This window comes from Leisingera aquaemixtae, from assembly GCF_019801145.1.
Classification (GTDB): domain Bacteria; phylum Pseudomonadota; class Alphaproteobacteria; order Rhodobacterales; family Rhodobacteraceae; genus Leisingera; species Leisingera aquaemixtae_A.
Window position 1 is genome coordinate 261,847 of the sequence record NZ_JAHVJQ010000003.1, and the last position, 20,857, is coordinate 282,703.

23 protein-coding genes are annotated in these 20,857 nt (G+C 66.1%); 15 read left to right on the forward strand and 8 right to left on the reverse strand.

What is annotated here, in order from left to right; genetic code table 11:
• The first annotated feature begins 55 nt into the window (after positions 1-55).
• The gene (locus KUW17_RS08635; protein WP_222478039.1) at positions 56-760 is read left to right on the forward strand and encodes a trypsin-like serine peptidase; all 705 of its coding nucleotides are present in this window, start codon (positions 56-58) and stop codon (positions 758-760) included.
• 184 nt (positions 761-944) lie between these two features.
• Here the strand turns inward: KUW17_RS08635 and carB are convergent, their stop codons facing one another.
• Positions 945-4,316 carry a carbamoyl-phosphate synthase large subunit gene (gene carB / locus KUW17_RS08640; protein ID WP_222478041.1) on the reverse strand — a complete coding sequence of 1,124 codons (3,372 nt, stop codon included), beginning with the start codon at positions 4,314-4,316 and terminating at the stop codon, positions 945-947.
• A 199-nt stretch (positions 4,317-4,515) separates the two neighbouring features.
• Between carB and KUW17_RS08645 the strand changes: the two genes are divergently transcribed.
• The 5 genes from KUW17_RS08645 (at position 4,516) to KUW17_RS08665 (ending at position 11,285) form a co-directional block, all read left to right on the forward strand.
• Positions 4,516-5,721 (forward strand): aminodeoxychorismate synthase component I, encoded by a 1,206-nt coding sequence (locus KUW17_RS08645; protein WP_222478043.1) that lies wholly within the window; start codon positions 4,516-4,518, stop codon positions 5,719-5,721.
• Entirely contained in the window at positions 5,664-6,317 is a 654-nt protein-coding gene (locus KUW17_RS08650) for an aminotransferase class IV family protein (RefSeq protein WP_222478045.1), read from the forward strand. Before KUW17_RS08645 ends, KUW17_RS08650 begins: the two co-directional genes overlap by 58 nt.
• A gap of 318 nt (positions 6,318-6,635) precedes the next feature.
• Positions 6,636-8,420 (forward strand): aspartate--tRNA ligase, encoded by a 1,785-nt coding sequence (gene aspS / locus KUW17_RS08655; protein WP_222478047.1) that lies wholly within the window; start codon positions 6,636-6,638, stop codon positions 8,418-8,420.
• 231 nt (positions 8,421-8,651) lie between these two features.
• On the forward strand, positions 8,652-10,037 hold the full coding sequence (locus KUW17_RS08660; protein ID WP_222478049.1) for a DUF1800 family protein: 1,386 nt from the start codon (positions 8,652-8,654) through the stop codon (positions 10,035-10,037).
• Positions 10,038-10,052: 15 nt separating this feature from the next.
• A complete protein-coding gene (locus KUW17_RS08665; RefSeq protein WP_222478051.1) occupies positions 10,053-11,285 on the forward strand; it encodes a DUF1501 domain-containing protein in 1,233 nt (410 codons plus the stop codon).
• A gap of 264 nt (positions 11,286-11,549) precedes the next feature.
• Here the strand turns inward: KUW17_RS08665 and KUW17_RS08670 are convergent, their stop codons facing one another.
• Together KUW17_RS08670 and KUW17_RS08675 are read right to left on the reverse strand one after the other, a co-directional pair.
• Positions 11,550-11,693, reverse strand: a complete 144-nt coding sequence (locus KUW17_RS08670) for a hypothetical protein (RefSeq protein ID WP_222478052.1) — start codon at positions 11,691-11,693, stop codon at positions 11,550-11,552.
• 1 nt (position 11,694) lies between these two features.
• Positions 11,695-12,414, reverse strand: a complete 720-nt coding sequence (locus KUW17_RS08675) for a response regulator (protein ID WP_222478054.1) — start codon at positions 12,412-12,414, stop codon at positions 11,695-11,697.
• Between the two features lie 188 nt (positions 12,415-12,602).
• On the opposite strand from KUW17_RS08675, the gene mce reads away from it, so the two are divergent.
• Together mce and KUW17_RS08685 are read left to right on the forward strand one after the other, a co-directional pair.
• Positions 12,603-13,007: a methylmalonyl-CoA epimerase gene (gene mce, locus KUW17_RS08680; RefSeq protein ID WP_222478056.1), complete on the forward strand. Its 405-nt coding sequence runs from the start codon at positions 12,603-12,605 to the stop codon at positions 13,005-13,007.
• 56 nt (positions 13,008-13,063) lie between these two features.
• A complete protein-coding gene (locus KUW17_RS08685) occupies positions 13,064-13,339 on the forward strand; it encodes a DUF1467 family protein (RefSeq protein ID WP_222478058.1) in 276 nt (91 codons plus the stop codon).
• 318 nt (positions 13,340-13,657) lie between these two features.
• On the opposite strand, the gene KUW17_RS08690 is transcribed toward KUW17_RS08685, so the two are convergent.
• Both KUW17_RS08690 and KUW17_RS08695 read right to left on the reverse strand, forming a co-directional pair.
• Positions 13,658-14,347 carry an EI24 domain-containing protein gene (locus KUW17_RS08690; RefSeq protein ID WP_222478061.1) on the reverse strand — a complete coding sequence of 230 codons (690 nt, stop codon included), beginning with the start codon at positions 14,345-14,347 and terminating at the stop codon, positions 13,658-13,660.
• The gene (locus KUW17_RS08695) at positions 14,344-14,922 is read right to left on the reverse strand and encodes a nitroreductase family protein (RefSeq protein WP_222478063.1); all 579 of its coding nucleotides are present in this window, start codon (positions 14,920-14,922) and stop codon (positions 14,344-14,346) included. The genes KUW17_RS08690 and KUW17_RS08695 overlap by 4 nt, the downstream gene beginning before the upstream one ends.
• A gap of 197 nt (positions 14,923-15,119) precedes the next feature.
• On the opposite strand from KUW17_RS08695, the gene KUW17_RS08700 reads away from it, so the two are divergent.
• Positions 15,120-15,401, forward strand: a complete 282-nt coding sequence (locus KUW17_RS08700; protein ID WP_222478065.1) for a DUF167 domain-containing protein — start codon at positions 15,120-15,122, stop codon at positions 15,399-15,401.
• 3 nt (positions 15,402-15,404) lie between these two features.
• On the opposite strand, the gene KUW17_RS08705 is transcribed toward KUW17_RS08700, so the two are convergent.
• Positions 15,405-15,641, reverse strand: a complete 237-nt coding sequence (locus KUW17_RS08705; RefSeq protein WP_222478067.1) for a hypothetical protein — start codon at positions 15,639-15,641, stop codon at positions 15,405-15,407.
• A gap of 149 nt (positions 15,642-15,790) precedes the next feature.
• Here KUW17_RS08705 and KUW17_RS08710 point away from each other — a divergent pair, with 149 nt between their 5' ends.
• The 5 genes from KUW17_RS08710 to KUW17_RS08730 all read left to right on the forward strand — a co-directional run bounded on the left by KUW17_RS08710 (position 15,791) and on the right by KUW17_RS08730 (position 17,815).
• A complete protein-coding gene (locus tag KUW17_RS08710) occupies positions 15,791-16,504 on the forward strand; it encodes a M48 family metalloprotease (RefSeq protein WP_222478069.1) in 714 nt (237 codons plus the stop codon).
• 2 nt (positions 16,505-16,506) lie between these two features.
• Entirely contained in the window at positions 16,507-16,899 is a 393-nt protein-coding gene (locus tag KUW17_RS08715) for a YigZ family protein (RefSeq protein WP_222478071.1), read from the forward strand.
• A gap of 89 nt (positions 16,900-16,988) precedes the next feature.
• Positions 16,989-17,252 carry a DUF6455 family protein gene (locus KUW17_RS08720; RefSeq protein ID WP_222478073.1) on the forward strand — a complete coding sequence of 88 codons (264 nt, stop codon included), beginning with the start codon at positions 16,989-16,991 and terminating at the stop codon, positions 17,250-17,252.
• A 30-nt stretch (positions 17,253-17,282) separates the two neighbouring features.
• On the forward strand, positions 17,283-17,543 hold the full coding sequence (locus KUW17_RS08725) for a DUF6455 family protein (protein WP_222478075.1): 261 nt from the start codon (positions 17,283-17,285) through the stop codon (positions 17,541-17,543).
• Complete coding sequence (locus tag KUW17_RS08730; protein ID WP_222478077.1) at positions 17,540-17,815, forward strand: DUF6455 family protein; 276 nt, start codon at positions 17,540-17,542, stop codon at positions 17,813-17,815. The genes KUW17_RS08725 and KUW17_RS08730 overlap by 4 nt, the downstream gene beginning before the upstream one ends.
• A gap of 45 nt (positions 17,816-17,860) precedes the next feature.
• Here the strand turns inward: KUW17_RS08730 and KUW17_RS08735 are convergent, their stop codons facing one another.
• Positions 17,861-18,115, reverse strand: a complete 255-nt coding sequence (locus KUW17_RS08735) for a CDGSH iron-sulfur domain-containing protein (RefSeq protein WP_222478079.1) — start codon at positions 18,113-18,115, stop codon at positions 17,861-17,863.
• 288 nt (positions 18,116-18,403) lie between these two features.
• Between KUW17_RS08735 and KUW17_RS08740 the strand changes: the two genes are divergently transcribed.
• Positions 18,404-19,234, forward strand: a complete 831-nt coding sequence (locus KUW17_RS08740) for a sulfotransferase family 2 domain-containing protein (RefSeq protein ID WP_222478081.1) — start codon at positions 18,404-18,406, stop codon at positions 19,232-19,234.
• A 103-nt stretch (positions 19,235-19,337) separates the two neighbouring features.
• On the opposite strand, the gene rimO is transcribed toward KUW17_RS08740, so the two are convergent.
• Positions 19,338-20,756 carry a 30S ribosomal protein S12 methylthiotransferase RimO gene (rimO, locus tag KUW17_RS08745; protein ID WP_222478083.1) on the reverse strand — a complete coding sequence of 473 codons (1,419 nt, stop codon included), beginning with the start codon at positions 20,754-20,756 and terminating at the stop codon, positions 19,338-19,340.
• Positions 20,757-20,857: the final 101 nt, after the last annotated feature.

The following is a 20,857-nucleotide window of genomic DNA, read 5'->3' on the forward strand; positions in this document are numbered from 1 at the left end:
ATTCCAGCCTCAGGACTCACCGAACATGGCGGTGTGGGAACATGGAGTGTGAGTCATGAGACGATTACTTGGAATTGCCGCCGCTATCGCCATCGGATGCAGCGCCGCAGCCGCAGGCGGGCAGGGCGCTGTGCAGGGGGTGCCTGGCTGGGAGGCAGTGGGCCGTCTCAACATCGGCGGCCGGGCCATGTGCACCGCCACTTTGATTGCGCCGGACCTGGTGCTGACTGCCGCGCACTGCATGTATGATATCCGCCATGGCCGGGCGGTGAGCCCGCGCAGTATCACCTTCGAGGCGGGTCTCAACGGCCGCCAGTCCAAGGCCGCGCGGCGGGTCGCCAAGGCGGTCATCCACCCCGGCTACCGGCACGGCCAGACCGGCCAGTTCCAGACCGGCACCGATATTGCCGTGCTGCGCCTGGACCGGGCGATCAGCGGCGATCTGGTGCGGCCGCTGTCGCTGGCCGCGGCGCCGGAAAAGGGCGAACGGGTGGACGTGATGTCCTATTCGCACAGCAATGCCACCTCGCCCCGGCTGCAAAGCGCCTGCCATGTGATCGCGGCCCGGCAAACCTCGGTCGTGACCAGCTGCCGGGTTGATTTCGGGGCGTCCGGCTCGCCGGTGCTGCAGACCCGGCCCGGGCGGCTGCCGCAGCTGGTGTCGGTGATTTCCTCCAAGGCGCGGATGGGCGGCAAGGGCGTGTCGCTGGCGGCGCCCCTGGGGCATGAACTGCAGGCGCTGATCCGCCAGGCGGGCTGACACAGGACCGCGCACAGATACTGTTGCTGCCGGAGCGCGGCATCAGAATGCGAAACAGCCCCGCTCTGTTCCCTTCGGGGCTGTTTCCGTTTCCGGCGTCAGGGCCGCACCGCACAGCAAAAAGCCCCGGAAGTTCCGGGGCTTTCCTGTTTCAATCCGTGACGGCAGGGCGTCAGCGCAGGGCTTAGCCTTGCAGAGACTTCACCTCGACATCCCCTTCGGCCTGCGCCTTGATGGCGCGGGCGGCGGCGTTGGAACCGGCCGCGGTGGTGAAATAGGGGATCTTGTCATAAAGCGCGACGGAGCGCATTTCCTTGCTGTCCTCAACGGCTTGCGCGCCCTCGGTGGTGTTCATCAGCAGCTGGACGTCGCCGTCCTTCAGCATGTCGATCACATGGGGGCGGCCTTCGTAGACCTTGTTGACAAGGTCGCAGGCGACGCCCTGGCTGTCGAGCCAGGCCTGGGTGCCGCGGGTGGCGACCAGGGTAAAGCCCTGTTCGACCAGGATCTGCGCCGCTTCCAGCATCAGTTTGCCCTTGTCGGCGTCCTTGATCGAGATGAAGGCGCGGCCCTTGGACGGCAGCACCATGCCGGCGCCCATCTGTGCCTTGAGGAAGGCGCGGGCAAAGGAGCGGTCCCAGCCCATGACTTCGCCGGTGGAGCGCATTTCCGGGCCGAGGATGGTGTCGACGCCCGGGAAACGGGCAAACGGCAGCACCGCTTCCTTGACCGAGAACCAGGGCATGTCCGGGTCGGCCAGGGTCATCGGGTCGGCGATCGGGGTGTTGACGTCATAGCCGGCATCGGGGCCGTAGGGCGGCCGCATCGGGAAGTTGGTGAGCGGCTCGCCGGCCATCACGCGGGCGGCGATGGAGGCGATGGCGCTGTCGGTGGCCTTGGCGACAAACGGCACGGTGCGCGACGCGCGCGGGTTCACCTCGATCAGGAAAATCTCCTCTTCGCCGTTTTCGTTGGCCTTGATCGCGAACTGCACGTTCATCAGGCCGACCACGTTCAGCGCCAGCGCCAGGGCGTTGGTCTGCGCCTTGATCTCCTCGATCACGTCCTTGCCGAGCGAGTAGGGCGGCAGCGAGCAGGCACTGTCGCCGGAGTGCACGCCGGCCTCTTCGATGTGCTGCATGATGCCGGTCACATGCACGTTCTTGCCGTCGCAGAGCGCGTCCACGTCCAGCTCCACCGCGCCGGCCAGGTAGCTGTCGAGCAGCACCGGGCTGTCGCCGGAAACCACCACCGCCTCGGCGATGTAGCGCTTGAGCTGGTCCATGTCGCGGACGATTTCCATCGCCCGGCCGCCTAGGACATAGGACGGCCGGATCACCAGCGGGAAGCCGATTTCGCCTGCGATTTCCAGCGCCTGCTCGTCGGTGGAGGCGATGCCGTTCTTCGGCTGCTTCAGGCCCAGTTGGTTGACCAGCGCCTGGAAGCGTTCGCGGTCCTCGGCCAGGTCGATGGCGTCGGGGGAGGTGCCCAGGATCGGGATGCCCTCAGCCTCCAGCGCGTTCGCCAGTTTCAGCGGGGTCTGGCCGCCGAACTGCACGATGACGCCGTGCAGGGTGCCGTTGTCCTGCTCGACCCGCAGGATTTCCATCACGTGCTCGAACGTCAGCGGTTCGAAATACAGCCGGTCCGAGGTGTCATAGTCGGTCGACACCGTTTCCGGGTTGCAGTTGATCATGATGGTCTCATAGCCCGCATCGGTCAGCGCAAAGCAGGCGTGGCAGCAGCAGTAGTCGAACTCGATGCCCTGGCCGATCCGGTTGGGGCCGCCGCCGAGGATGACGACTTTTTTCTTGTCCGACGGGCGCGCCTCGCATTCCACATCGCCAAAGGCCGGGGCCTCGTAGGTCGAATACATGTAGGGCGTTTGCGCCTCGAACTCTGCGGCGCAGGTGTCGATGCGCTTGAACACGGCGTTGACGCCTGCCGCGCGGCGGGCCTTGCGGACGTCTGCTTCTTTCTGGCCGGTCAGCTTGGCGAGGCGGGCGTCGGTGAAGCCCAGCATCTTGAGCGCGCGCAGGCCGGCTGCGTCCGACGGCAGGCCGCCCGCGCGGATTTCCGCCTCGGCCTCGACGATCTCGCGGATGCGGGCCAGGAACCAGGGGTCGAACTTGGTGACAGCCTGTATCTCGTCGTCGCTGAGGCCGTGGCGCATCGCCTGAGCGATGGTGCGCATCCGGTCGGGGGTCTGCTGACCGATCGCCTTGATCACCGCGGCCTTGTCGCCTGCGGGTTCCCACGCACCGGCGCCGACGCCGTCGATCATCACCTCGTCAAAGCCGGTCAGGCCCGATTCCATCGAGGCCAGCGCCTTTTGCAGCGATTCATGGATGGTGCGGCCGATGGCCATCGCCTCACCCACGGATTTCATTGCGGTGGTCAGATACGGCTCGGAGCCCGGGAATTTCTCAAACGCGAATTTCGGGATCTTGGTGACGACATAGTCGATGGTCGGCTCGAACGATGCGGGCGTCACCTTGGTGATGTCGTTGTCCAGCTCGTCCAGGGTGTAGCCGACCGCCAGCTTTGCCGCGATCTTGGCAATCGGGAAGCCGGTCGCCTTGGAGGCCAGCGCCGAGGAGCGCGACACCCGCGGGTTCATTTCGATCACCACCATGCGGCCGTCGGCGGGGTTCACCGCCCACTGCACGTTGGAGCCGCCGGTCTCGACGCCGATCTCGCGCAGCACGTTGATCGAGTGGGTGCGCATGATCTGGTATTCTTTGTCGGTCAGCGTCAGCGCCGGCGCCACGGTGATCGAGTCGCCGGTGTGCACGCCCATCGGGTCGACGTTTTCGATGGAGCAGACGATGATCGCATTGTCCGCCTTGTCGCGGACCACTTCCATCTCGTATTCTTTCCAGCCGAGCAGGCTTTCATCCACCAGAATCTGGTTCACCGGCGAGGCATCCATGCCGGAGCGGCAGAAGTGGATGTAGTCGTCGCGGTTATAAGCCACACCGCCGCCGGTGCCGCCGAGGGTGAAGGCGGGGCGGATGATCGCGGGCAGGCCGATCTCGTCCAGCGCTTCCAGCGCGATGCGGACGCCTTCATCCAGGTCGGCGGTGCCGTTTTCGCGCTTCGGCGCGGTGACGATGGTGGCCTTGGGGTTCTCGATGCCGAGCCGGTCCATCGCTTCGCGGAACAGCTTGCGGTCTTCGGCCATTTCGATGGCGTCGCGCTTGGCGCCGATCATCTCAACGCCGTATTTCTCCAGGACGCCCATCTCTTCCAGCGCCAGCGAGGTGTTGAGGCCGGTCTGCCCGCCCATGGTGGGCAGCAGTGCGTCGGGGCGCTCTTTCTCGATGATCTTGGCGACAACCTCGGGCGTGATCGGCTCGATATAGGTGGCATCCGCCAGGCCCGGGTCGGTCATGATGGTGGCCGGGTTGGAGTTCACCAGAATGACCCGGTAGCCTTCTTCGCGCAGCGCTTTACAGGCCTGGGCGCCGGAGTAGTCAAACTCGCAGGCCTGCCCGATGACGATCGGACCGGCTCCGATGATCATGATCGACTGGATGTCCGTTCTCTTGGGCATGGCCATATTCCTTTGGTTGACGCGCGGGCAGCTTTGAATCACGGGCGCTGGCGTGCGCCCAAATTGTCCTGCGTTATAGGGACCGCGCCGAAAGGTTCAAGGGGTATCGGAAACGGAATTGGAAATGCCGCATCCACCCCTTTTGTTCGCATAGCGAACAGATATATGTGGGGGCAAGAAACTCGCGGAGACTTTTTCAGTGCGGATTCGCTTTGACCGGGGCCCCAAGGGGGCCGGCACATGCTTTGACCAGCCGCTGCGCATGATCCGCGCGGACGGGCCGGAAGAGGTGCCTGCTGCGCTGGCGGCGCTGGATGCGGCGCGGGACGCCGGGCACTGGCTGGCGGGCTATGCGTCCTATGAACTGGGCTATGCGCTGGAACCGAAACTGGCGGCGAGGATGCCGCAGGAGCGGCGGCTGCCGCTGATCTGCTTCGGGGTTTATGATGAGCCGCTGCCGCAAAACACAAAGGGCAGCGCGCGGCCCTGGGAGGGTGCGAAAGCGCCCTCCCGTGGGGAGGGTCGGGCGCTGCCCGGCCTTCAGCCGGGCGGAGCGGGTTTGGAGGGCATTACCCCGCGCTGGTCCTATGACCGCTACGCCGAAGCTTTCACTGAGGTGAACCGCAACATCGGCAAGGGCGACATCTACCAGGCCAACCTGACCTTCCCGATTGATGCGGACGCCTATGGCACTGCCGAAGAACTTTATGCTGCCTTGCAGGCCAAACAGGCGGTGGGCCACGGCGCTTTGGTCGAACAGAACGGGCTGCCGGACCTGTTGTCGCGTTCGCCGGAGCTGTTCTTCCGCACCGATGCCGAGGGCGTCATCGAAACCCGCCCGATGAAAGGCACTCAGCCGCGCAGCGACGATCCGGTCGAGGACGCTCGCCGCCGCGACTTCCTGCGCCAGGACGAGAAGAACCGCGCCGAGAACCTGATGATCGTCGACCTCCTGCGCAACGACATCAGCCGGGTGGCGCAGACAGGCTCGGTGCATGTGCCGGAGCTGTTTGCGGTGGAAAGCTATGCCACCGTGCATCAGATGGTGTCGCTGGTGCGGGCGAAACTGCGGCCTAATGCCGGGCTGGCAGAGATCTTTGCGGCGCTGTTCCCCTGCGGCTCGATCACCGGCGCGCCCAAGATCCGGTCGATGGAGATCCTGGCGGAGCTGGAGCCCTGGGCGCGCGACATCTATTGCGGCACCATCGGCTGGGCGGCGCCGGATGGCGCGTCCGAGTTCAACGTGGCAATTCGCACGCTGATGCTGGAAGACGGCCGCGCGACGCTCAATGTGGGCGGCGGCGTGGTCTGGGACAGCACCGCGGACTCCGAATATGAGGAAGCGCTATGGAAAGCCCGGTTCGCCCGCGTGACGCCGTCCAGAACGATCCCGCTTTCCGCCTGATCGAGACGCTGGGCTGGCATCCGGGCGAAGAGTTCCGGCACCTGCAGCCGCATCTGGCCCGGATGGGGCGCAGCGCGGCGGCGTTTGGCATTCCCTTTGAACCTGAGCAGGCGCAGGAGGTTCTGGCTGAGGCCGCCGGAGATGCGCGGCTGCGCTGCCGCCTGACGCTGGATGCGGCTGGCCAATTGGAGCTGACCACGGCACCGCTGGGAAACAACCCGTCTGAATGGCGCCTCGGCATCGCGGAGACCCGGCTGGAGGCCGGGGATATCTGGCTGCAGCACAAGACCACCCGCCGCGCGCTCTATGACACTGCACGGGCAGCGCTGCCGGAAGGCGTGGACGAGTTGTTGTTCCTGAACCGGCGCGGCGAGGTTTGCGAGGGCACCATCACCAATCTCTTCGTGACCCGTGCCGATGGCCGGATGGTGACGCCGCCGCTTTCCTGCGGCCTGCTGCCGGGCATCCTGCGGCAGGTTCTGCTGGAGCGGGGGGAGTGCCAGGAGGCTGTTCTGGAACTGCTGGACCTGAAGGACGCAAAAGCCATTCATATGGGTAATTCCCTGCGCGGACTGATCCCGGCACGGCTGGTCTGACAGGCAGCGCTCCCGCGGGCAACAGGCCCCTGGCTGGCGCCTGCGGGCCGTTGCCCTTGGGCCCGGCAGCGCACCTGACGGTGCGCGGCGCCCGGCCCAACCCTGGAGGTCCCGGCGCGCCAGCGGCGGGGCGGGAGATCGCCGCCGGCGTCAGGAACCGCCGATTTCAGGCGTCAGTGTGCGCGGAAATGGCCCTGTTTGCTTGACAAGCGGGCTGCAACCTTGTGTACCACCCCGGACGAATTCAAGCGCCCTTTTGCGCTACTCCCGAATGACGGTCCCGAAGGACCCGCGACCCGCATAACGAAAGGCCGAGCCATGCACGCCTACCGCAGCCACACCTGCGCCGAACTGAACAAATCCAACGTCGGTGAAACCGTCCGCCTTTCGGGCTGGGTCCACCGCGTCCGCGACCACGGCGGCCTGTTGTTCATCGACCTGCGCGACCACTACGGCGTGACCCAGGTGATGGCCGATCCGGACAGCCCGGTGTTTGCCGAGATTGAGAAGGTCCGCAGCGAATGGTGCATCCGCATCGACGGCAACGTGCTGGCGCGCGACGAGAGCCTGGTGAACCCCAAGATCCCGACCGGCGAGGTCGAGGTCTTCATCCGCGACATCGAGGTGCTGGGCAAATCCGAGGAACTGCCGCTGATGGTGTTCGGCGAGCAGGAATACCCGGAGGAAACCCGCCTGCGCTACCGCTACCTGGACCTGCGCCGCGAGAAGATGCAGCGCAACATGGTGCTGCGCGCCAACATGATCCAGTCGATCCGCAAGCGGATGTGGGACATCGGCTTCAACGAATACCAGACCCCGATCATCACCGCCTCCTCCCCCGAAGGCGCGCGCGACTTCCTGGTGCCGTCGCGCCTGCACCCGGGCAAGTTCTACGCGCTGCCGCAGGCGCCGCAGCAGTTCAAGCAGCTGATGATGGTGTCGGGCTTTGACAAGTATTTCCAGATCGCGCCCTGCTTCCGCGACGAGGACCCGCGCGCCGACCGCTCGCCCGCGGACTTCTACCAGCTGGACATGGAAATGTCCTTTGTCACCCAGCAGGACGTCTTTGACACCATCGCGCCGGTGATGGCGGGCGTGTTCGAGGAATTCGGGCAGGGCCGCAAGGTGGACCCGGCGCATGAGTGGCCGCAGATCTCCTACAAGGATGCCGCCAAATGGTACGGCACCGACAAGCCGGACCTGCGGAACCCGATCAAGATGCAGGACTGCTCCGAGCATTTCCGCGGCTCCGGGTTTGCGATCTTCGCAAACCTCTTGGAAAACGAAGGCACCGAAATCCGCGCCATCCCGGCGCCGACCGGCGGCTCCCGCAAGTTCTGCGACCGGATGAACAAGTTCGCCCAGGGCGAAGGCCTGCCGGGCATGGGCTATATCTTCTGGCGCGACCAGGGCGAGGGGATCGAGGCCGCGGGCCCGCTGGCCAAGAACATCGGGCCTGAGCGCACCGAGGCGATCCGCCAGCAGCTGGGCCTGGGCGTCGGCGACGCGGCCTTCTTCCTGGGCGGCAAGCCGAAGGCGTTTGAAGGCGTCGCGGGCAAGGCCCGCACCGTCATCGGCGAGGAACTGGGCCTGATTGACAAGGACCGCTTTGCCTTTGCCTGGATCGTCGACTTCCCGATCTACGAGAAGGACGAGGAAACCGGCAAGATCGACTTTGAGCACAACCCGTTCTCGATGCCGCAGGGCGGCATGGACGCGCTGCTGAGCGATCCGCTGGCGGTCAAGGGTTACCAGTACGACCTCGCCTGCAACGGCTATGAGCTGGTGTCCGGCGCGATCCGGAACCACAAGCCGGAGATCATGTTCAAGGCCTTTGAAATTGCCGGTTACGGCGAAGACGAGGTGAAGAAGCGCTTTGGCGGCATGGTCAACGCCTTCCAGTACGGCGCCCCGCCGCACGGCGGCTGCGCGGCCGGCATCGACCGCATGGTGATGCTGCTGGCCGATGAAGCCAACATCCGCGAAGTGATCATGTTCCCGATGAACCAGCGCGCCGAGGACCTGATGATGTCGGCGCCGTCGGAGCCGATGGCTGAGCAGCTGATGGAACTGGGGCTGCGGCTGATCCCGCAGGACCAGTAATCTCCGCATGTTTCCTGAACAGGCCCGGGCAGTTGCCCGGGCCTTTTCTGTTGAGCCGGGGTCTTTCCGGGCGCTTTAGCATTTCCGGCCGGAAGAACCGGGTTTCAAAAATCTGCCGGGCCGGCGACGGAACACGCGGAGATCTGCGTATCACCTGAAATTCACCTGTGGGCAGGGGCGGCGATGCTCTAACCTGCAGGCGCAGCAGCAGGGCAGAGGGAAAGCGGAACGATGCGGTTTGACGGAGATTTGGCAGAGATCCGCTTTGGTGCAGGGCTGTCCCCGCTGCTGCCGCCCCCGGCCTCGGCTGCGGAGATGCTGGAGCGCCTGCAAGGCCCGGATGAGGCCGCCGAGCGCTTCCCGGTCAGCGGTTTTGCCACAGCTGCGGCCGGCGCCGGGACCTTCCAGAAGCTGCGGCGGCAGCGCAACCGGCTGGCGGGGAAGTCCGGCTATGAGGCCGCGGACAAGGCGTTCAAGGATTTCCGCCGGGCGCAGAATCAGGCCCGGATCGGCTGGCACGGCCAGCGCCTGCTGCGCCATATCCACACCCGCGACGGGTTCCGCGAGCGGCTGGTGCTGTTCTGGGCCGACCATTTCACCGCGCAGGGAAAGACCCCGGCACTTCGGGTTCTGGCCGCGCCTTATGCCGAAAGCGTGATCCGGCCGCATGTCAGCGGGCGGTTCGAGGACCTGCTGATCGCCGCCGTCACCAGCCCGCTGATGCTGCATTATCTGGATCAGTTCCGCTCTGCCGGGGAAGGCAGCCGCGCCGCCAAGCGGGCCAAGCGCCTTGAGGGGCTGAACGAAAACCTGGCCCGCGAAGTGCTGGAGCTGCACACGCTGGGCGTCGGCGGGCCGTACAGCCAGACAGATGTGCGGCAGCTGGCGGAGCTGTTCACCGGGCTGAGCATTTCGCGCGAAAAGGGGTTTGTGTTCCGGCCCGGGATGGCTGAGCCCGGGGCTGAGACCGTGCTGGGCAAAACCTACGGCGGCGGAAAGCCGCAGCTGCAGCAGGTGCTGAGCGCCCTGCGCGACCTGGCCCGCCATCCCGCCACTGCGCGCCATATCGCCTGGAAGCTGGCGGTGCATTTTGTCTCGGACACACCGGATGCGGCGCTGGTGGACTATCTGGCGGACCGCTATCAGGCCAGCGGCGGCGGCCTGATGGCGGTCTATGAAGCGCTTCTGGGCCATAACGCCGCCTGGGCGCCTGAGCTGCGCAACGTGAAGCCGCCGTTTGATTTCGTGGCCTCTGCCTGCCGGGCGCTGGCGGTGCCGGCAGAGCGGATCGATGCGTTGAAGCCCCGGCAGCTGAACCGCCTGCTGCTGGCGCCGCTGACGCCGATGGGGCAGGCTTGGGAGTTTTCCAGCGGCCCGGACGGCTGGGCAGAGGAAGACGCGGCCTGGATCACGCCGCAGGCGCTGGCCGCGCGTCTGCGCTGGGCCATGGCGGCGCCGCGGCGGCTGGCGCAGGGGCTGCCGGATCCGCGGGATTTTGCGGATGCTGCCCTGGGCGGATACGCCAATGAACGGGTGCAATTTGCCGCCCGCGCGGCGGAAACCCAAACCGAGGGGATCGGCCTGATCCTGTCCTCTCCCGCGTTCCAGCGCCGCTGACAGGAGACCTTGCAGATGCAGCTGACCCGCCGTTCCCTTCTGACCCGTTCCGCCGTGCTGGGCTGTTCGCTGGCGGCCAGCCCGCTGCTGACCCCGGTTACCTTTGCCGCCGCCCCCTGGGACACCCGGCTGGTGGTGATCATCCTGCGCGGCGGCATGGACGCGCTGGACGTGGTGCAGCCCTATGGCGACCCGCAGTATGCCGGGTTGCGCCAGAGCCTGTCCGGCGGCCCGGCCGCGGGGGCCGCGGATCTGGACGGGTTCTATGCGCTGCACCCCGGCCTGGCGCCGCTGCTGCCGCTGTGGCGCGCGGGCGAGCTGGGCTTTGTGCAGGCGGTGTCGACGCCCTACCGCGACCGGCGCAGCCATTTCGACGGCCAGGACCTGCTGGAGGCCGGCACCGCGGGGCTGGGCCAGGCGGAAGGCGGCTGGCTGAACCGGCTGCTGCAGCAGATGCCGGGAGTGGAGGCGCGCACCGCCTTTGCCATAGGCCAGGAGCGGATGCTGATCTTGGAGGGCAGCGCGCCGGTGTCGCAGTGGGCGCCGGGGGCCGGGCTGCTGATGAGCCCGCAGGCGGAGCGGCTGGCGGGGCTCTTGATGGAGGACGATCCGCTGTTCCATGCCGCTTTGAACGAGGCGCTGGAGCTGACCCGGCAGGACATGGCCCTGGGCGGCGAGGACGGCGGCGAGGGCGACAGCGCGGAAGCCGGCGAAGACATGATGGCGTCGATGATGACGGCACCGAAAGGCAAGGCGCACAGCGAGGTTGCCGCCTATGCGGCGCAGCAGCTGCGCGGCGACAGCCGGATTGCGGCCTTCTCCATCAATGGCTGGGACACCCATTTCCGCCAGGCCGGGGCGCTGAAGGGGGCGCTGGGGCGGCTGGCGGAGACCATTCTGGCGCTGCAGAGCGGCCTGGGGCCGGAGATCTGGGGCAAGACCGCCGTGGCGGCGGTGACCGAGTTCGGCCGCACCGCGCGGGAGAACGGCACCGGCGGCACCGACCACGGCACCGGCGGCGCGATGCTGCTGGCGGGCGGCGCGGTCCGCGGCGGCCGGGTTCTGGGGCGCTGGCCGGGGCTGGCAGAGGCGGATCTCTATGACCGCCGCGACCTGATGCCGACCGCGGATGTGCGCGGTCAGCTGGCCTGGCTCCTGCACGGGCTGACCGGGGCTGGCAAGAGCGGGCTGGAAACCGATGTGTTCCCCGGTTTGGCCATGGGCAGGGATCCCGGTTTGCTGCTCTAGCAGCCCGGCAGGCTGTCAGGCAGCGGCTCCCGCCGGTCCGGCCCGTTCAGGGCGCGGGCCCAAGGCCGCCAAGCAGTACGGCGCAAGCGGTGCGGTTGCGTTGCGGGCGCGGGAGATTTTCCGGGCTGGATGGTGGCGGGAGCGGCGGTGCAAGCAAGCGCGGCGCGTCAGGCGCGGGGGGGCATGATGCGGCTTCTGCATGCGGCAGGGCCGCTATTGGCTGCGATGGCCGCTGGCGGCCTGGACCCGCGGCCCGGGTAAGCGTCAGGGTCTGCCCGAATGCAGGATCAGCGGGCGGGTGTTTGCATCGCTGCTGCGGTTCCGGCGGATGGCCCGGGCTTCCAGCCGGACCTGGCCGTAGAGCACGATGATCAGGGTGGCGAGGGCGATGATGCAGGCTTCGGCCATGTCAGATCGCCGCGCGGCGTTCCAGCCGCTCCTGCACGAGCCCGGCCAGGGCGGCCGCGTCCTGCGTCAGCGGCCGCCCGTTTTGCCGCGAGCGGGCAAGCCGGTCGGCGGCTTCGGCCAGCGGGTTGTCGCCGGCGCTGCGGGCGACGCCGCCCAGGAACTGGGCCAGATAGGCCAGGGTCTTTTCCTCCTGCCCCATGTTCAGCACATCGGCGGCATGGGCCATGTCGTCGCGGTAGGCGATCAGGTCCGGTTCCACCGTTTCGTCGGCCAGCGCGCGCGGGCCGGAAGGCCGGCGGTCGGGTGGCATGCTGGACAGCACCGCCTGCTGGAAGGCGGCAAGCGAGGTGATCGGCTTTTCCAGGAAACCGGCGGCGCCGGCTTCGATCGCCGCATCCGCCAGGCTGGAGTCGCCGGAAGTGGCAAGGATCACGCTGGGGCGCGGGCTGGCGTCCGCCAGCTCGCGGATCAGGTCGAGGCCGGAGCCGTCGGGCAGCCCGACATCGGCAATCAGCACCGACGGGCGGTAGACCTGCAAATGGCGGCGGGCGGACTTCAGGCAATCGGCACGGCGGATGCGGGCGCCGCTGCGCAGGCACAGCAGCCGCAGCGCCTCGCAGGCAAAGCGGCTGTCCTCGACCACCAGGATGGTCAGCCCCAGCAGCGGGCGCCGTGTGGTCGGCAGGCGCTGGGCCGCCGCAAACAGTTCCGAATCATCCATAACGTATCCTCCTTGCGGGATAGGCCTCCACGCTAGGGAATCGAGGCTAATTACAGGTTAACGGCGCGCGCGCCGGCCCAGATCGGCAGCCGGGCGGCAGGCCGCGCGCGGATTGGCGCACTTGCCGCGGCGCAGCATCCGCCCCATAACCATGGCCAAGGACCGTTTGTGAGAGGAGCACGAAAAAGATGATCGGCCGTTTGAACCATGTTGCCATTGCTGTCCCTGATCTGGAGGCGGCCTCGGCCCAGTACCGCAACGCGCTGGGCGCCAAGGTGGGGGAGCCGCAGGATGAACCGGATCACGGCGTCACCGTGGTGTTCATCGAATTGCCCAACACCAAGATCGAGCTGCTCTATCCGCTGGGAGAGAACTCGCCGATCAACGGCTTTCTGGAAAAGAACCCGGCGGGCGGCATCCACCACGTCTGCTACGAGGTGGAGGACATCCTGGCGGCGCGCGACCATCTGAAGGCGCAGGGCGCGCGGGTGCTGGGCACCGGCGAGCCGAAGATCGGCGCCCACGGCAAGCCGGTGCTGTTCCTGCACCCGAAGGATTTCAACGGCTGCCTGGTGGAACTCGAGCAGGTTTGACGTTATGAGCGTCCTGCCCCGGCTGCGGGGCAGGGCAATAACGAAAGGCCGGCGCCATGGGCATTACATCAGCGATCGTGCTTTATGCAGTGATCTGGTTCCTGACCTTCCTGGTGATCATCCCGATCCGGCTGGAGACCCAGGGCGACAAGGGCGACGTGGTGCCCGGAACCCATGCAGGCGCGCCGGAGAAGCATTTCCTGAAGCAGAAAGCCTGGATCACCACCGGCGTGGCGGCCGTGCTCTGGGCGGTCATTGCCGGGATCATCATTTCCGGCGCGGTCTCGGTGCATGATTTCGACTGGATGGGGATGCTGCCGGAGCGGCAGTGAACCGTCCGGACATCCGGCAAACAAGTCAACAGACACTCCCGTCCTGCATTGAGGCTTTGCAATGCCTCTGCGCCGGTTGGGCATGGCGCCGCGCTGGCGCGCGGCGCGGGGGCGGCCAGCCCGCCGGGCCGGAGCGGGCCGGGGTGCCAACAGGCAGTCAGAAGAGATTTGCTGAGAAGCGCTTTAAGTGCAGGTCTGCACTTAAAGACGCCCGTTCGAGTGTATTCCGCCCTTCGCCGCGTCAAGGCAACCCGCGCGTGCCGCGCGGGCGGCTGGCGCCGGCCTTGACCCGGCTGCGGCCGGGAGGTTGGCGCCGGCCTAGCGGCGCGCCAGCGCGTGGTAGATGTGGGTGAAGGTGGCGGCGCCCAGGATCGGGATCACCAGGTTTAAGAGCGGCACCGACAGCGGCACCGCCATCAGCGTGCCGGCCGCCCAGATGGTGGTGGAGTGGCGGCGGCGCAGCCGCTTGGCCTCGGCGGTGCCGACGCGGCGGGCGGCGGCAAGGGTGAAATATTCGCGCCCCAGCAGGAAGCCGTTGAGGCCCCAGAAGATGAACAGCGCCGCAGGCGGGAACAGCACATAGAGGAACAGCGCCAGGATGTTGGCCGCAATCAGCAGGCCGAGGAAGTTCACCGTGTCCCGGACCGCATCCCAGAACGGTACCTTGGCCGCCGGCGGCAGGGCGGGGTAGTGCCTGTCCTCCACCGCCTGGGCGACCTCCTCGAGGAACATCGAGGTGATGGCAGAGGCCACCGGCACCATCAGGAACACCGACAAGAGCAGCATCAGCAACAGCGAGCCGATCGACAGCAGGTCATCGACCCAGGTGACCTCGCCCAGCACCGGCAGGGTGACCTCCGGTCCGGCCAGCCACTGGATCAGCATCAGGAACACCGCATAGGCGGCAAACAGCAGCGCAACAGACAGGCCGAGCCCCAGGAACAGCACCTTGCGGAAGCGCGGGTCGCCGGTCTGGCCGAGGGTCTTGAAAAAGGCGGTGAAGATCATGCGCTCATCCAGGTTGTCATGGCGTCCAGGTCCGGGCGCGGGCGCTCGGGCGGGGCAGCGCTTTCGGTGGCGATGTGGATGATGCCGGCGACGCGCTCGTTTTCCGCCAGGCCAAAGGCGGCAGCGCAGAAGCCCGCATCATGGCTGGCCCAGCCGGTCAGCCAGTTGGCGCCCCAGCCGGAGGCCAGCGCCGCGTTCAAGAGCGCCAGGCAGACCGCGCCGGCGGAATAGGTCTGCTCAACGGCGGGCACCTTGGGGCTGTCCTTCTGCACCTCGACCACCACCACCGCCAGCTGGCCCTGGTCGAACTGGCTGCGGCCTTTGGCGATGTCCTCCGGGCTTTTGCCGAGGCGCTTGCCTGCGTCCTCTGTCAGAGCGGCAAGGCGCGCCATCGCGGGCTGCTCCACCACGATGAAGCGCCAGGGCTCCAGCTTGCCATGATCCGGGGAGCGGGCGGCGGCGGTCAGGATCGGCAGCAGCTCGTCCCGGGTGGGGGCGGGCGCCACCAGCGTCTTGGCCGGGCGCGAGCGGCGCGACAGCAGGAATTCGAGGGCGGCGTCATTGCGTGCAGGCATATGTGAAACCTTTTTACATCTGTTGCTGCCTATCTCGGCGGCGTTGGGTGTTTTTTCAAGAGCCATTGGGCCTTGCGTGCCATCTGTGCCGGAAATGCAGCAGGCGGCGGGGCTGGGGTTTCGCTGGCAGGGTGATAGCCGCGGAAGGGCGGCAAAGTCTATGGCCTTTGCAGCCCGCACAGGGCATGTGTGGCGCCATGGGAAAGCCAAGGAAGAAAGACCTGCCGGATCTGGGCCATCTGCGCGTGCCGGGCGCGGAAATTGCCGTGCGCGCCACGCCCAAGGCGGCGCGCAATGCCATTGTGCAGGCGGAGGGCGTGCTGAAAATCTCTGTCACTACGGCGCCGGAAAACGGCAAGGCGACCGAGGCCATCCGCAGCCTGCTGGCCATGGCGATGGGCACCGCGGCGTCGAACCTTGAGCTGCGCCGCGGCGCAGCCTCCCGCGACAAGATCTTTGTCTACACCGGGCCGGGCTGAGGGTTACTCCTCTCCGACCAGACGGTAGACGCCTTCGGGCAGGTCAAGCGCTGCTGCGAGGTCCCGCACCTGCAGGTGCGAGAGGGTGATTTTCTGCACGCTGTCGGTGCGGGGATCGTATTGCTCGACCGTCACGCATTCGGCGAAGGAATTGATGGTCACATCCTCGTTGAGCGGAGTTCCCTTCTCGTCAACAAGGGTGATCACCGTCGAGTCGAATTCATGTTCGATGGTAAACATGGCCCCAGCCTGCACCGCGGCCCGGCTGCTGGCAAGACCTTGCAAACACAGGCGATCATTCCAATCTACCGGCAAGGTTCCGCCGCCGGGCAATTGCCATCCCCGGAGCTTGCGGGATAATGTGCGGACGAATTGCAAAAGGATGTGCCATGCGCCGTTTTCTGTGTCTGTTTGCCCTTGCTGCCAGCGCCTGCAACATGGTGGTTGAGCCTGCATCCCAGCCTGTTCCCGCTGCGCAGCGGCAGCCGGTGCAGGGGATGGCGCCGGGCGAGGCGCGCAGCGCCTTTGCCACCGTCAGCCGCCGGGTGGAGCCGGTGGCGGAGCGCGAGTGCCGCAAGCGCACCCAGGGCCTGAACTGCGACTTCCTGATCCGCATCGACCCGAACCCCAAGGCCGCGCCGAATGCCTATCAGAGCCTGGACCGCAACGGCCGCCCGGTGATCACCTTCACCCAGCGGATGCTGGGGCAGATCGCCAACCACGACGAACTGGCCTTTGTGATGTCGCATGAGGCGGCCCACCATATTCGCGGCCACCTGGCGCGGCAGGCAACGAATTCGGCGCTGGTCAGCGCCGGCGCCGGGCTGATCACCGCGCTGGCGGGGGGCGGTTCTGCCAGCGTTTCCACCGCGCAGGATATCGGCGGCTTTGTCGGCGCCCGCACCTATTCCAAGGATTTCGAGCTGGAGGCGGATGAGCTGGGCACCATCATCACCCACAAGTCCGGCTACCGGCCCAGCGTCGGCGTGCGCTTCTTCAACCGGCTGCCGGATCCGGGCGACCGCTTTCTGGGCACCCACCCGGCCAACCCGGACCGGGTGCGGGTGGTGCAGGCGACCATTGCGCGCAACGGCCTGAACTGACCGTGGCTGCCAAGGACCGCACTGCCCCCGCGCTGGAGAAACTTGGCGTGGTGCTGACCGACCGCGGCTCGAAATACGCGGTAACGGGCGCGCGGGTTTCCTCGCGCGAGGAGGTGGATGCGGTCCTGGCGGACCTCAAAACCGACCGCGCCTATGCCAAGGCGACCCACAACACCTGGGCGGCAGTGCTGCCCAGCGGCGGGCTCAAGGCCGATGACGGCGAAAGCGGCGCGGGCATGGTGATTCTGCGGATGATGGAGCGCGAAGGCATCACCGGTCACGTCATCATCGTCACCCGCTGGTACGGCGGCAAGAAGCTCGGCGGCGACCGTTTCCGCCGGGTGCAGGATGCAGTGCGCGCCTATCTGGACCACCAGGGCGGGAAACCTGCGTGAAAATTTCGTCTGGTTGACCTGGGTCAAATTCCTGGCTGTTCCCAATCGCTAAGCTGCCCCGGCAATGCATGATTACGGGGGACTGCGCGATGACCGCCGAAGCCGACCTGAAAACCCACGCCGAACTGTTCGACCGGATGGCCTGCGCCGTGGGCCTGGATCTGGAAGAGGAGGCCGTGGCCGGCACCCTGCGCTTTGACGAGATCGCCGAAGCGGTGCTGCGCTGCACCCGCTGCGGCGGCGTCGGCGCCTGCCGCAAGTGGCTGGCCGAGGGGCTGCGCCCGGGCGCAGACGCGCCGGATTTCTGCCGCAACCGCGACCTGCTCGGCTATCTGAATGAGCAGCAGGCCTGAGCGCGCTGTCCCAGCCAAGGAGTGCAAACCATGAATCCATTGGGTGAGCCGCTGCGCCATTTGCGGCTGCTGTCAAAGATGGGCGACACCGTCGGCGCCGATCTGTCCGGCGCCTTTGCCGCGGGCCGGATCGGGCACCAGGAATGGGCGGCAATGGTCACCGCCTGCCGGGGCTGCGAAGCGCCGGAGCAATGCGCGGCGTTTCTGGCGGAGCATGAGCGTGCCAGCGCCCCGATGCCAGGCTGCCGCAATGCCGAAGAGCTGAAGCGCCTCAAGGAACTGGCCCGATGAAGGACATGGCAGCGGAGGCAGAGGGCCTCGGAAACATCTTCCGCCACTTGTGGCTGATGCGGTCGGTGGCCGAGGCTGCGGGCGTCGACTTGGACCGGGCGGTGCAGGACGGGCGGCTCAGCGGGCTGGACTATGCCAGGATGGTCACCGGATGCCGCGGCGCCGGCTGCAGCAAGTCCTGCGCCCTGTGGCTCTCCTCCCGCCGCGATGATGCGCCCGCGGTGCCGGAGTTCTGCCCCAGCGCGGATGTCTTCAAGCGGCTGATGCCCTAGGAGCCGCGCGGCCTTCTGTCGCGCGCTGCGCCTGCCGGCGCTTCACTACAGCTTGGAATGCGTGCCGTCGCACAGGGGTTTCTTGCCCGAATGCTTGCAGCCGCAGAAGAACAGTTTGCCGTCTTTCTCTGCCTTGTACTTGACCGGTTCGAACGCCGTGTCCTTGTGCGAGCCGTCGCAGAACGGCTGGCGGCTGGATTTGCCGCAGGCGCACCAGAAATAGGTCTTTCCCTCCTTCACCTCGACGGGGAAGGGGGCTTTCTGCGCGATCTCCGGTTCCGGAGTGCTGTCATTCGGCATGGCTGGGGCTCTCCCTGGCTGGTTGGGGTCTGTATCCGAACTTTGCCCCGCTAAGGCGTTTGGTCAAGTTGCCCGTTTGGTTTCCGCGCCGGCCGGCCAGGAATGACGCGGATGCGGTTGCGGTTCAGGCCGCTGCCAGGTGTTTGCAATAGTCCACACTGCGCCCGGCACCGCAAAAGACCCGCGAACCGAACTGTCGACATCAGCCGGACTTTGCTATAGCCGCTTCTGCAAAGTGCCGTCAGCAGGCGCTTGTGCCAGGGCATCAAGATTTGAACGGAGTGGGAAGTGCTTTCACGACTCTTTAGCCAAAAACCTGAAGAGAGCGAGAGCGAAGTCAGCGGTTCCTCTGACCTGAAGCGTATCGTTTTCTTTCACGTCCCGAAATGCGGGGGCTCAAGCGTAAGAGATGCGCTGAAGAGCGCATACCGGAAGAAAAACCTCACCGCGAGAAACATCGTATTTCACTTGGACTCGCATACGAGCAAATCGTCTTCGGATTTGATGGACGAAAACCTTGCAGTCCACAGGGAGCATGTTTTCATGTATAAATTCATGCTCCGAAGGTATTTTCTGTTGACCGGGCATTTCCCCTATTCGGATTCCGTTGCGAAGGCCAAAACGAAAAATGACCTTTTTATCACGCTGATCCGGGATCCGTTTGACCGGAAACTGTCCCAGTATTACTACAACCGGCACAAGGCGGATCACCAGGCACATTTCGGAACCGATTTGAGCCTGGAAGACTGGCTTCAAAAATCGATCGAATCCACTAACCCCGGTTCTTACACACGGTACTTCTGCGGCAATGTGCGGCTGGAGCGGGGAGCCGATGAAACGGATGGGCAGTTCGTTAAAGGCCGGGTCGACGCAGCAATAAAAAACCTTCGTACCTTTGATGTCGTGGGAAATGTGTCGGACATGGCAGGGTTCGCCGGGGAAGTGTCAAGGAAATCAGGGCTTTCGGTCAGCATTGACCATCTGCGCAGGTCTCCCAAATCGGGCTACCCAAAGTTTCGCGAGCAGCCGAAGCACATTCAAGCATTGCTGGAAGCGTCCTGTGAGCACGATGTCAGAATTTATGAATCCGTGTTCGGCGCAGGCAGCGCCGGCGCGTAGCTTTCAATAGGACCTGTGCCGGGGGGCTCGGCAGTGACAGCCGTCAGGCATATCGCAACCAAGCCATAGGTGGAGGTGGGGCAGACTGCCTTGAACAAGCCGCCTATCCGGCGATTTGCCCCCACAGGTCATATTCGCCGGCCTCGTCCACGGCGACCGTGACCAGATCACCCGCCTGGAGGCTCTCTGTTCCTTCGTCAATGAACAGGTTGCCGTCGATCTCCGGCGCGTCGGCCTTGGTGCGGCAGGTGGCGATCCCGTCTTCGTCGATGTCGTCCACGATTACCTGCATGGTCTGGCCGACCTTGGCCGCCAGCTTGGCTTCGGAAATCGCCTGGGCCTTTTCCATGAAGCGCTCCCAGCGCTCCTGCTTCACCTCTTCCGGCACGTGGTCCGGCAGGTCGTTGGAGCGGGCGCCGTCAACGTTTTCGTATTTGAAACAGCCGACCCGGTCCAGCTGCGCCTCGTCCATCCAGTCGAGCAGGTGCTGGAACTCCGCCTCGGTCTCGCCGGGGAAGCCGACGATGAAGGTGGAGCGCAGGGTGATATCCGGGCAAGTCGCGCGCCAGGCGTTAATCTCGTCCAGCGTCTTGGCTGCCGCTGCAGGCCGGGCCATGCGGCGCAGCACGTCCGGGTGGGCGTGCTGGAAGGGGATGTCCAGATAGGGCAGAAGCGCATTCTCGGGGTCCGCCATCAGCGGGATCAGCTCGCGCACATGCGGGTAGGGGTAGACATAGTGCAGCCGCACCCACAGGTCCTCCGCCGGGGCTAGCTTGCCCAACTCGCGGGAAAGGTCGAGGATATGGCTGCGCACCTCCTCCCCCTTCCAGGGATGCGCGGAATACTTGCGGTCGAGCCCGTAGGCAGAGGTGTCCTGCGAAATCACCAGGATTTCGCGCACCCCGGCCTCCACCAGCTTTTCCGCCTCGCGCAGCACCGCGTGCACCGGGCGCGACGCCAGTAGCCCTCGCATGTCCGGGATGATGCAGAATTTGCACTTGTGGTTGCAACCCTCTGAAATCTTGAGATAACTGAAGTGCCGCGGGGTGAGTTTCACACCGGCTGAGGGCAGCAGGTCCACGTAAGGATTCGGGCTGGGCGGCACCGCGGAATGCACCGCGTCCAGCACCTGCTCATACTGGTGCGGGCCGGTGACCGCGTGGATGCGCGGGTGATGCTCGCGGATGTAATCGGGCTCTGCCCCCAGGCAGCCGGTCACGATCACCTTGCCGTTTTCCTTCAGCGCCTCGCCGATCGCCTCCAGGCTTTCCGCCTTGGCGCTGTCGAGGAAGCCGCAGGTGTTGACGATCACCGCGTCGGCGCCGGCGTAATCGGGCGAGATGCCGTACCCTTCGGCGCGCAGCCGGGTCAGGATGCGCTCGCTGTCCACCAGCGCCTTGGGGCAGCCGAGCGACACCATGCCGAGGGTCGGCTGGCCGTCACGGGGCGCCTCGCGGAACTGCGGTTCCGGGGCAAGGTCGGGGCGGAGGCTGGGCGGGTTGCTGGACGGGGTACTGGTCATGCGCGCGCATATATCAGGAATGCGGCAGGAGGCAAGGAAAACGGGGGGTGCTGGCCGTGCACCCCCTGTGCACCCTCTGTGCACCGGGGGGCAGTTCCCCT

Bases quoted from the DNA above. Each gene is read 5' to 3' on its own strand.
- KUW17_RS08735 (WP_222478079.1), bottom strand. From the start codon at position 18,115: ATGCCGAATGACAGCACTCCGGAACCGGAGATCGCGCAGAAAGCCCCC.
- KUW17_RS08695 (WP_222478063.1), bottom strand. From the start codon at position 14,922: ATGCCTGCACGCAATGACGCCGCCCTCGAATTCCTGCTGTCGCGCCGC.
- KUW17_RS08700 (WP_222478065.1), top strand. From the start codon at position 15,120: ATGGGAAAGCCAAGGAAGAAAGACCTGCCGGATCTGGGCCATCTGCGC.
- mce (WP_222478056.1), top strand. From the start codon at position 12,603: ATGATCGGCCGTTTGAACCATGTTGCCATTGCTGTCCCTGATCTGGAG.
- KUW17_RS08720 (WP_222478073.1), top strand. From the start codon at position 16,989: ATGACCGCCGAAGCCGACCTGAAAACCCACGCCGAACTGTTCGACCGG.
- KUW17_RS08710 (WP_222478069.1), top strand. From the start codon at position 15,791: ATGCGCCGTTTTCTGTGTCTGTTTGCCCTTGCTGCCAGCGCCTGCAAC.
- carB (WP_222478041.1), bottom strand. From the start codon at position 4,316: ATGCCCAAGAGAACGGACATCCAGTCGATCATGATCATCGGAGCCGGT.
- KUW17_RS08635 (WP_222478039.1), top strand. From the start codon at position 56: ATGAGACGATTACTTGGAATTGCCGCCGCTATCGCCATCGGATGCAGC.
- KUW17_RS08660 (WP_222478049.1), top strand. From the start codon at position 8,652: ATGCGGTTTGACGGAGATTTGGCAGAGATCCGCTTTGGTGCAGGGCTG.
- KUW17_RS08670 (WP_222478052.1), bottom strand. From the start codon at position 11,693: ATGGCCGAAGCCTGCATCATCGCCCTCGCCACCCTGATCATCGTGCTC.
- KUW17_RS08725 (WP_222478075.1), top strand. From the start codon at position 17,283: ATGAATCCATTGGGTGAGCCGCTGCGCCATTTGCGGCTGCTGTCAAAG.
- KUW17_RS08730 (WP_222478077.1), top strand. From the start codon at position 17,540: ATGAAGGACATGGCAGCGGAGGCAGAGGGCCTCGGAAACATCTTCCGC.
- KUW17_RS08665 (WP_222478051.1), top strand. From the start codon at position 10,053: ATGCAGCTGACCCGCCGTTCCCTTCTGACCCGTTCCGCCGTGCTGGGC.
- KUW17_RS08690 (WP_222478061.1), bottom strand. From the start codon at position 14,347: ATGATCTTCACCGCCTTTTTCAAGACCCTCGGCCAGACCGGCGACCCG.
- KUW17_RS08705 (WP_222478067.1), bottom strand. From the start codon at position 15,641: ATGTTTACCATCGAACATGAATTCGACTCGACGGTGATCACCCTTGTT.
- rimO (WP_222478083.1), bottom strand. From the start codon at position 20,756: ATGACCAGTACCCCGTCCAGCAACCCGCCCAGCCTCCGCCCCGACCTT.
- aspS (WP_222478047.1), top strand. From the start codon at position 6,636: ATGCACGCCTACCGCAGCCACACCTGCGCCGAACTGAACAAATCCAAC.
- KUW17_RS08650 (WP_222478045.1), top strand. From the start codon at position 5,664: ATGGAAAGCCCGGTTCGCCCGCGTGACGCCGTCCAGAACGATCCCGCT.
- KUW17_RS08685 (WP_222478058.1), top strand. From the start codon at position 13,064: ATGGGCATTACATCAGCGATCGTGCTTTATGCAGTGATCTGGTTCCTG.
- KUW17_RS08675 (WP_222478054.1), bottom strand. From the start codon at position 12,414: ATGGATGATTCGGAACTGTTTGCGGCGGCCCAGCGCCTGCCGACCACA.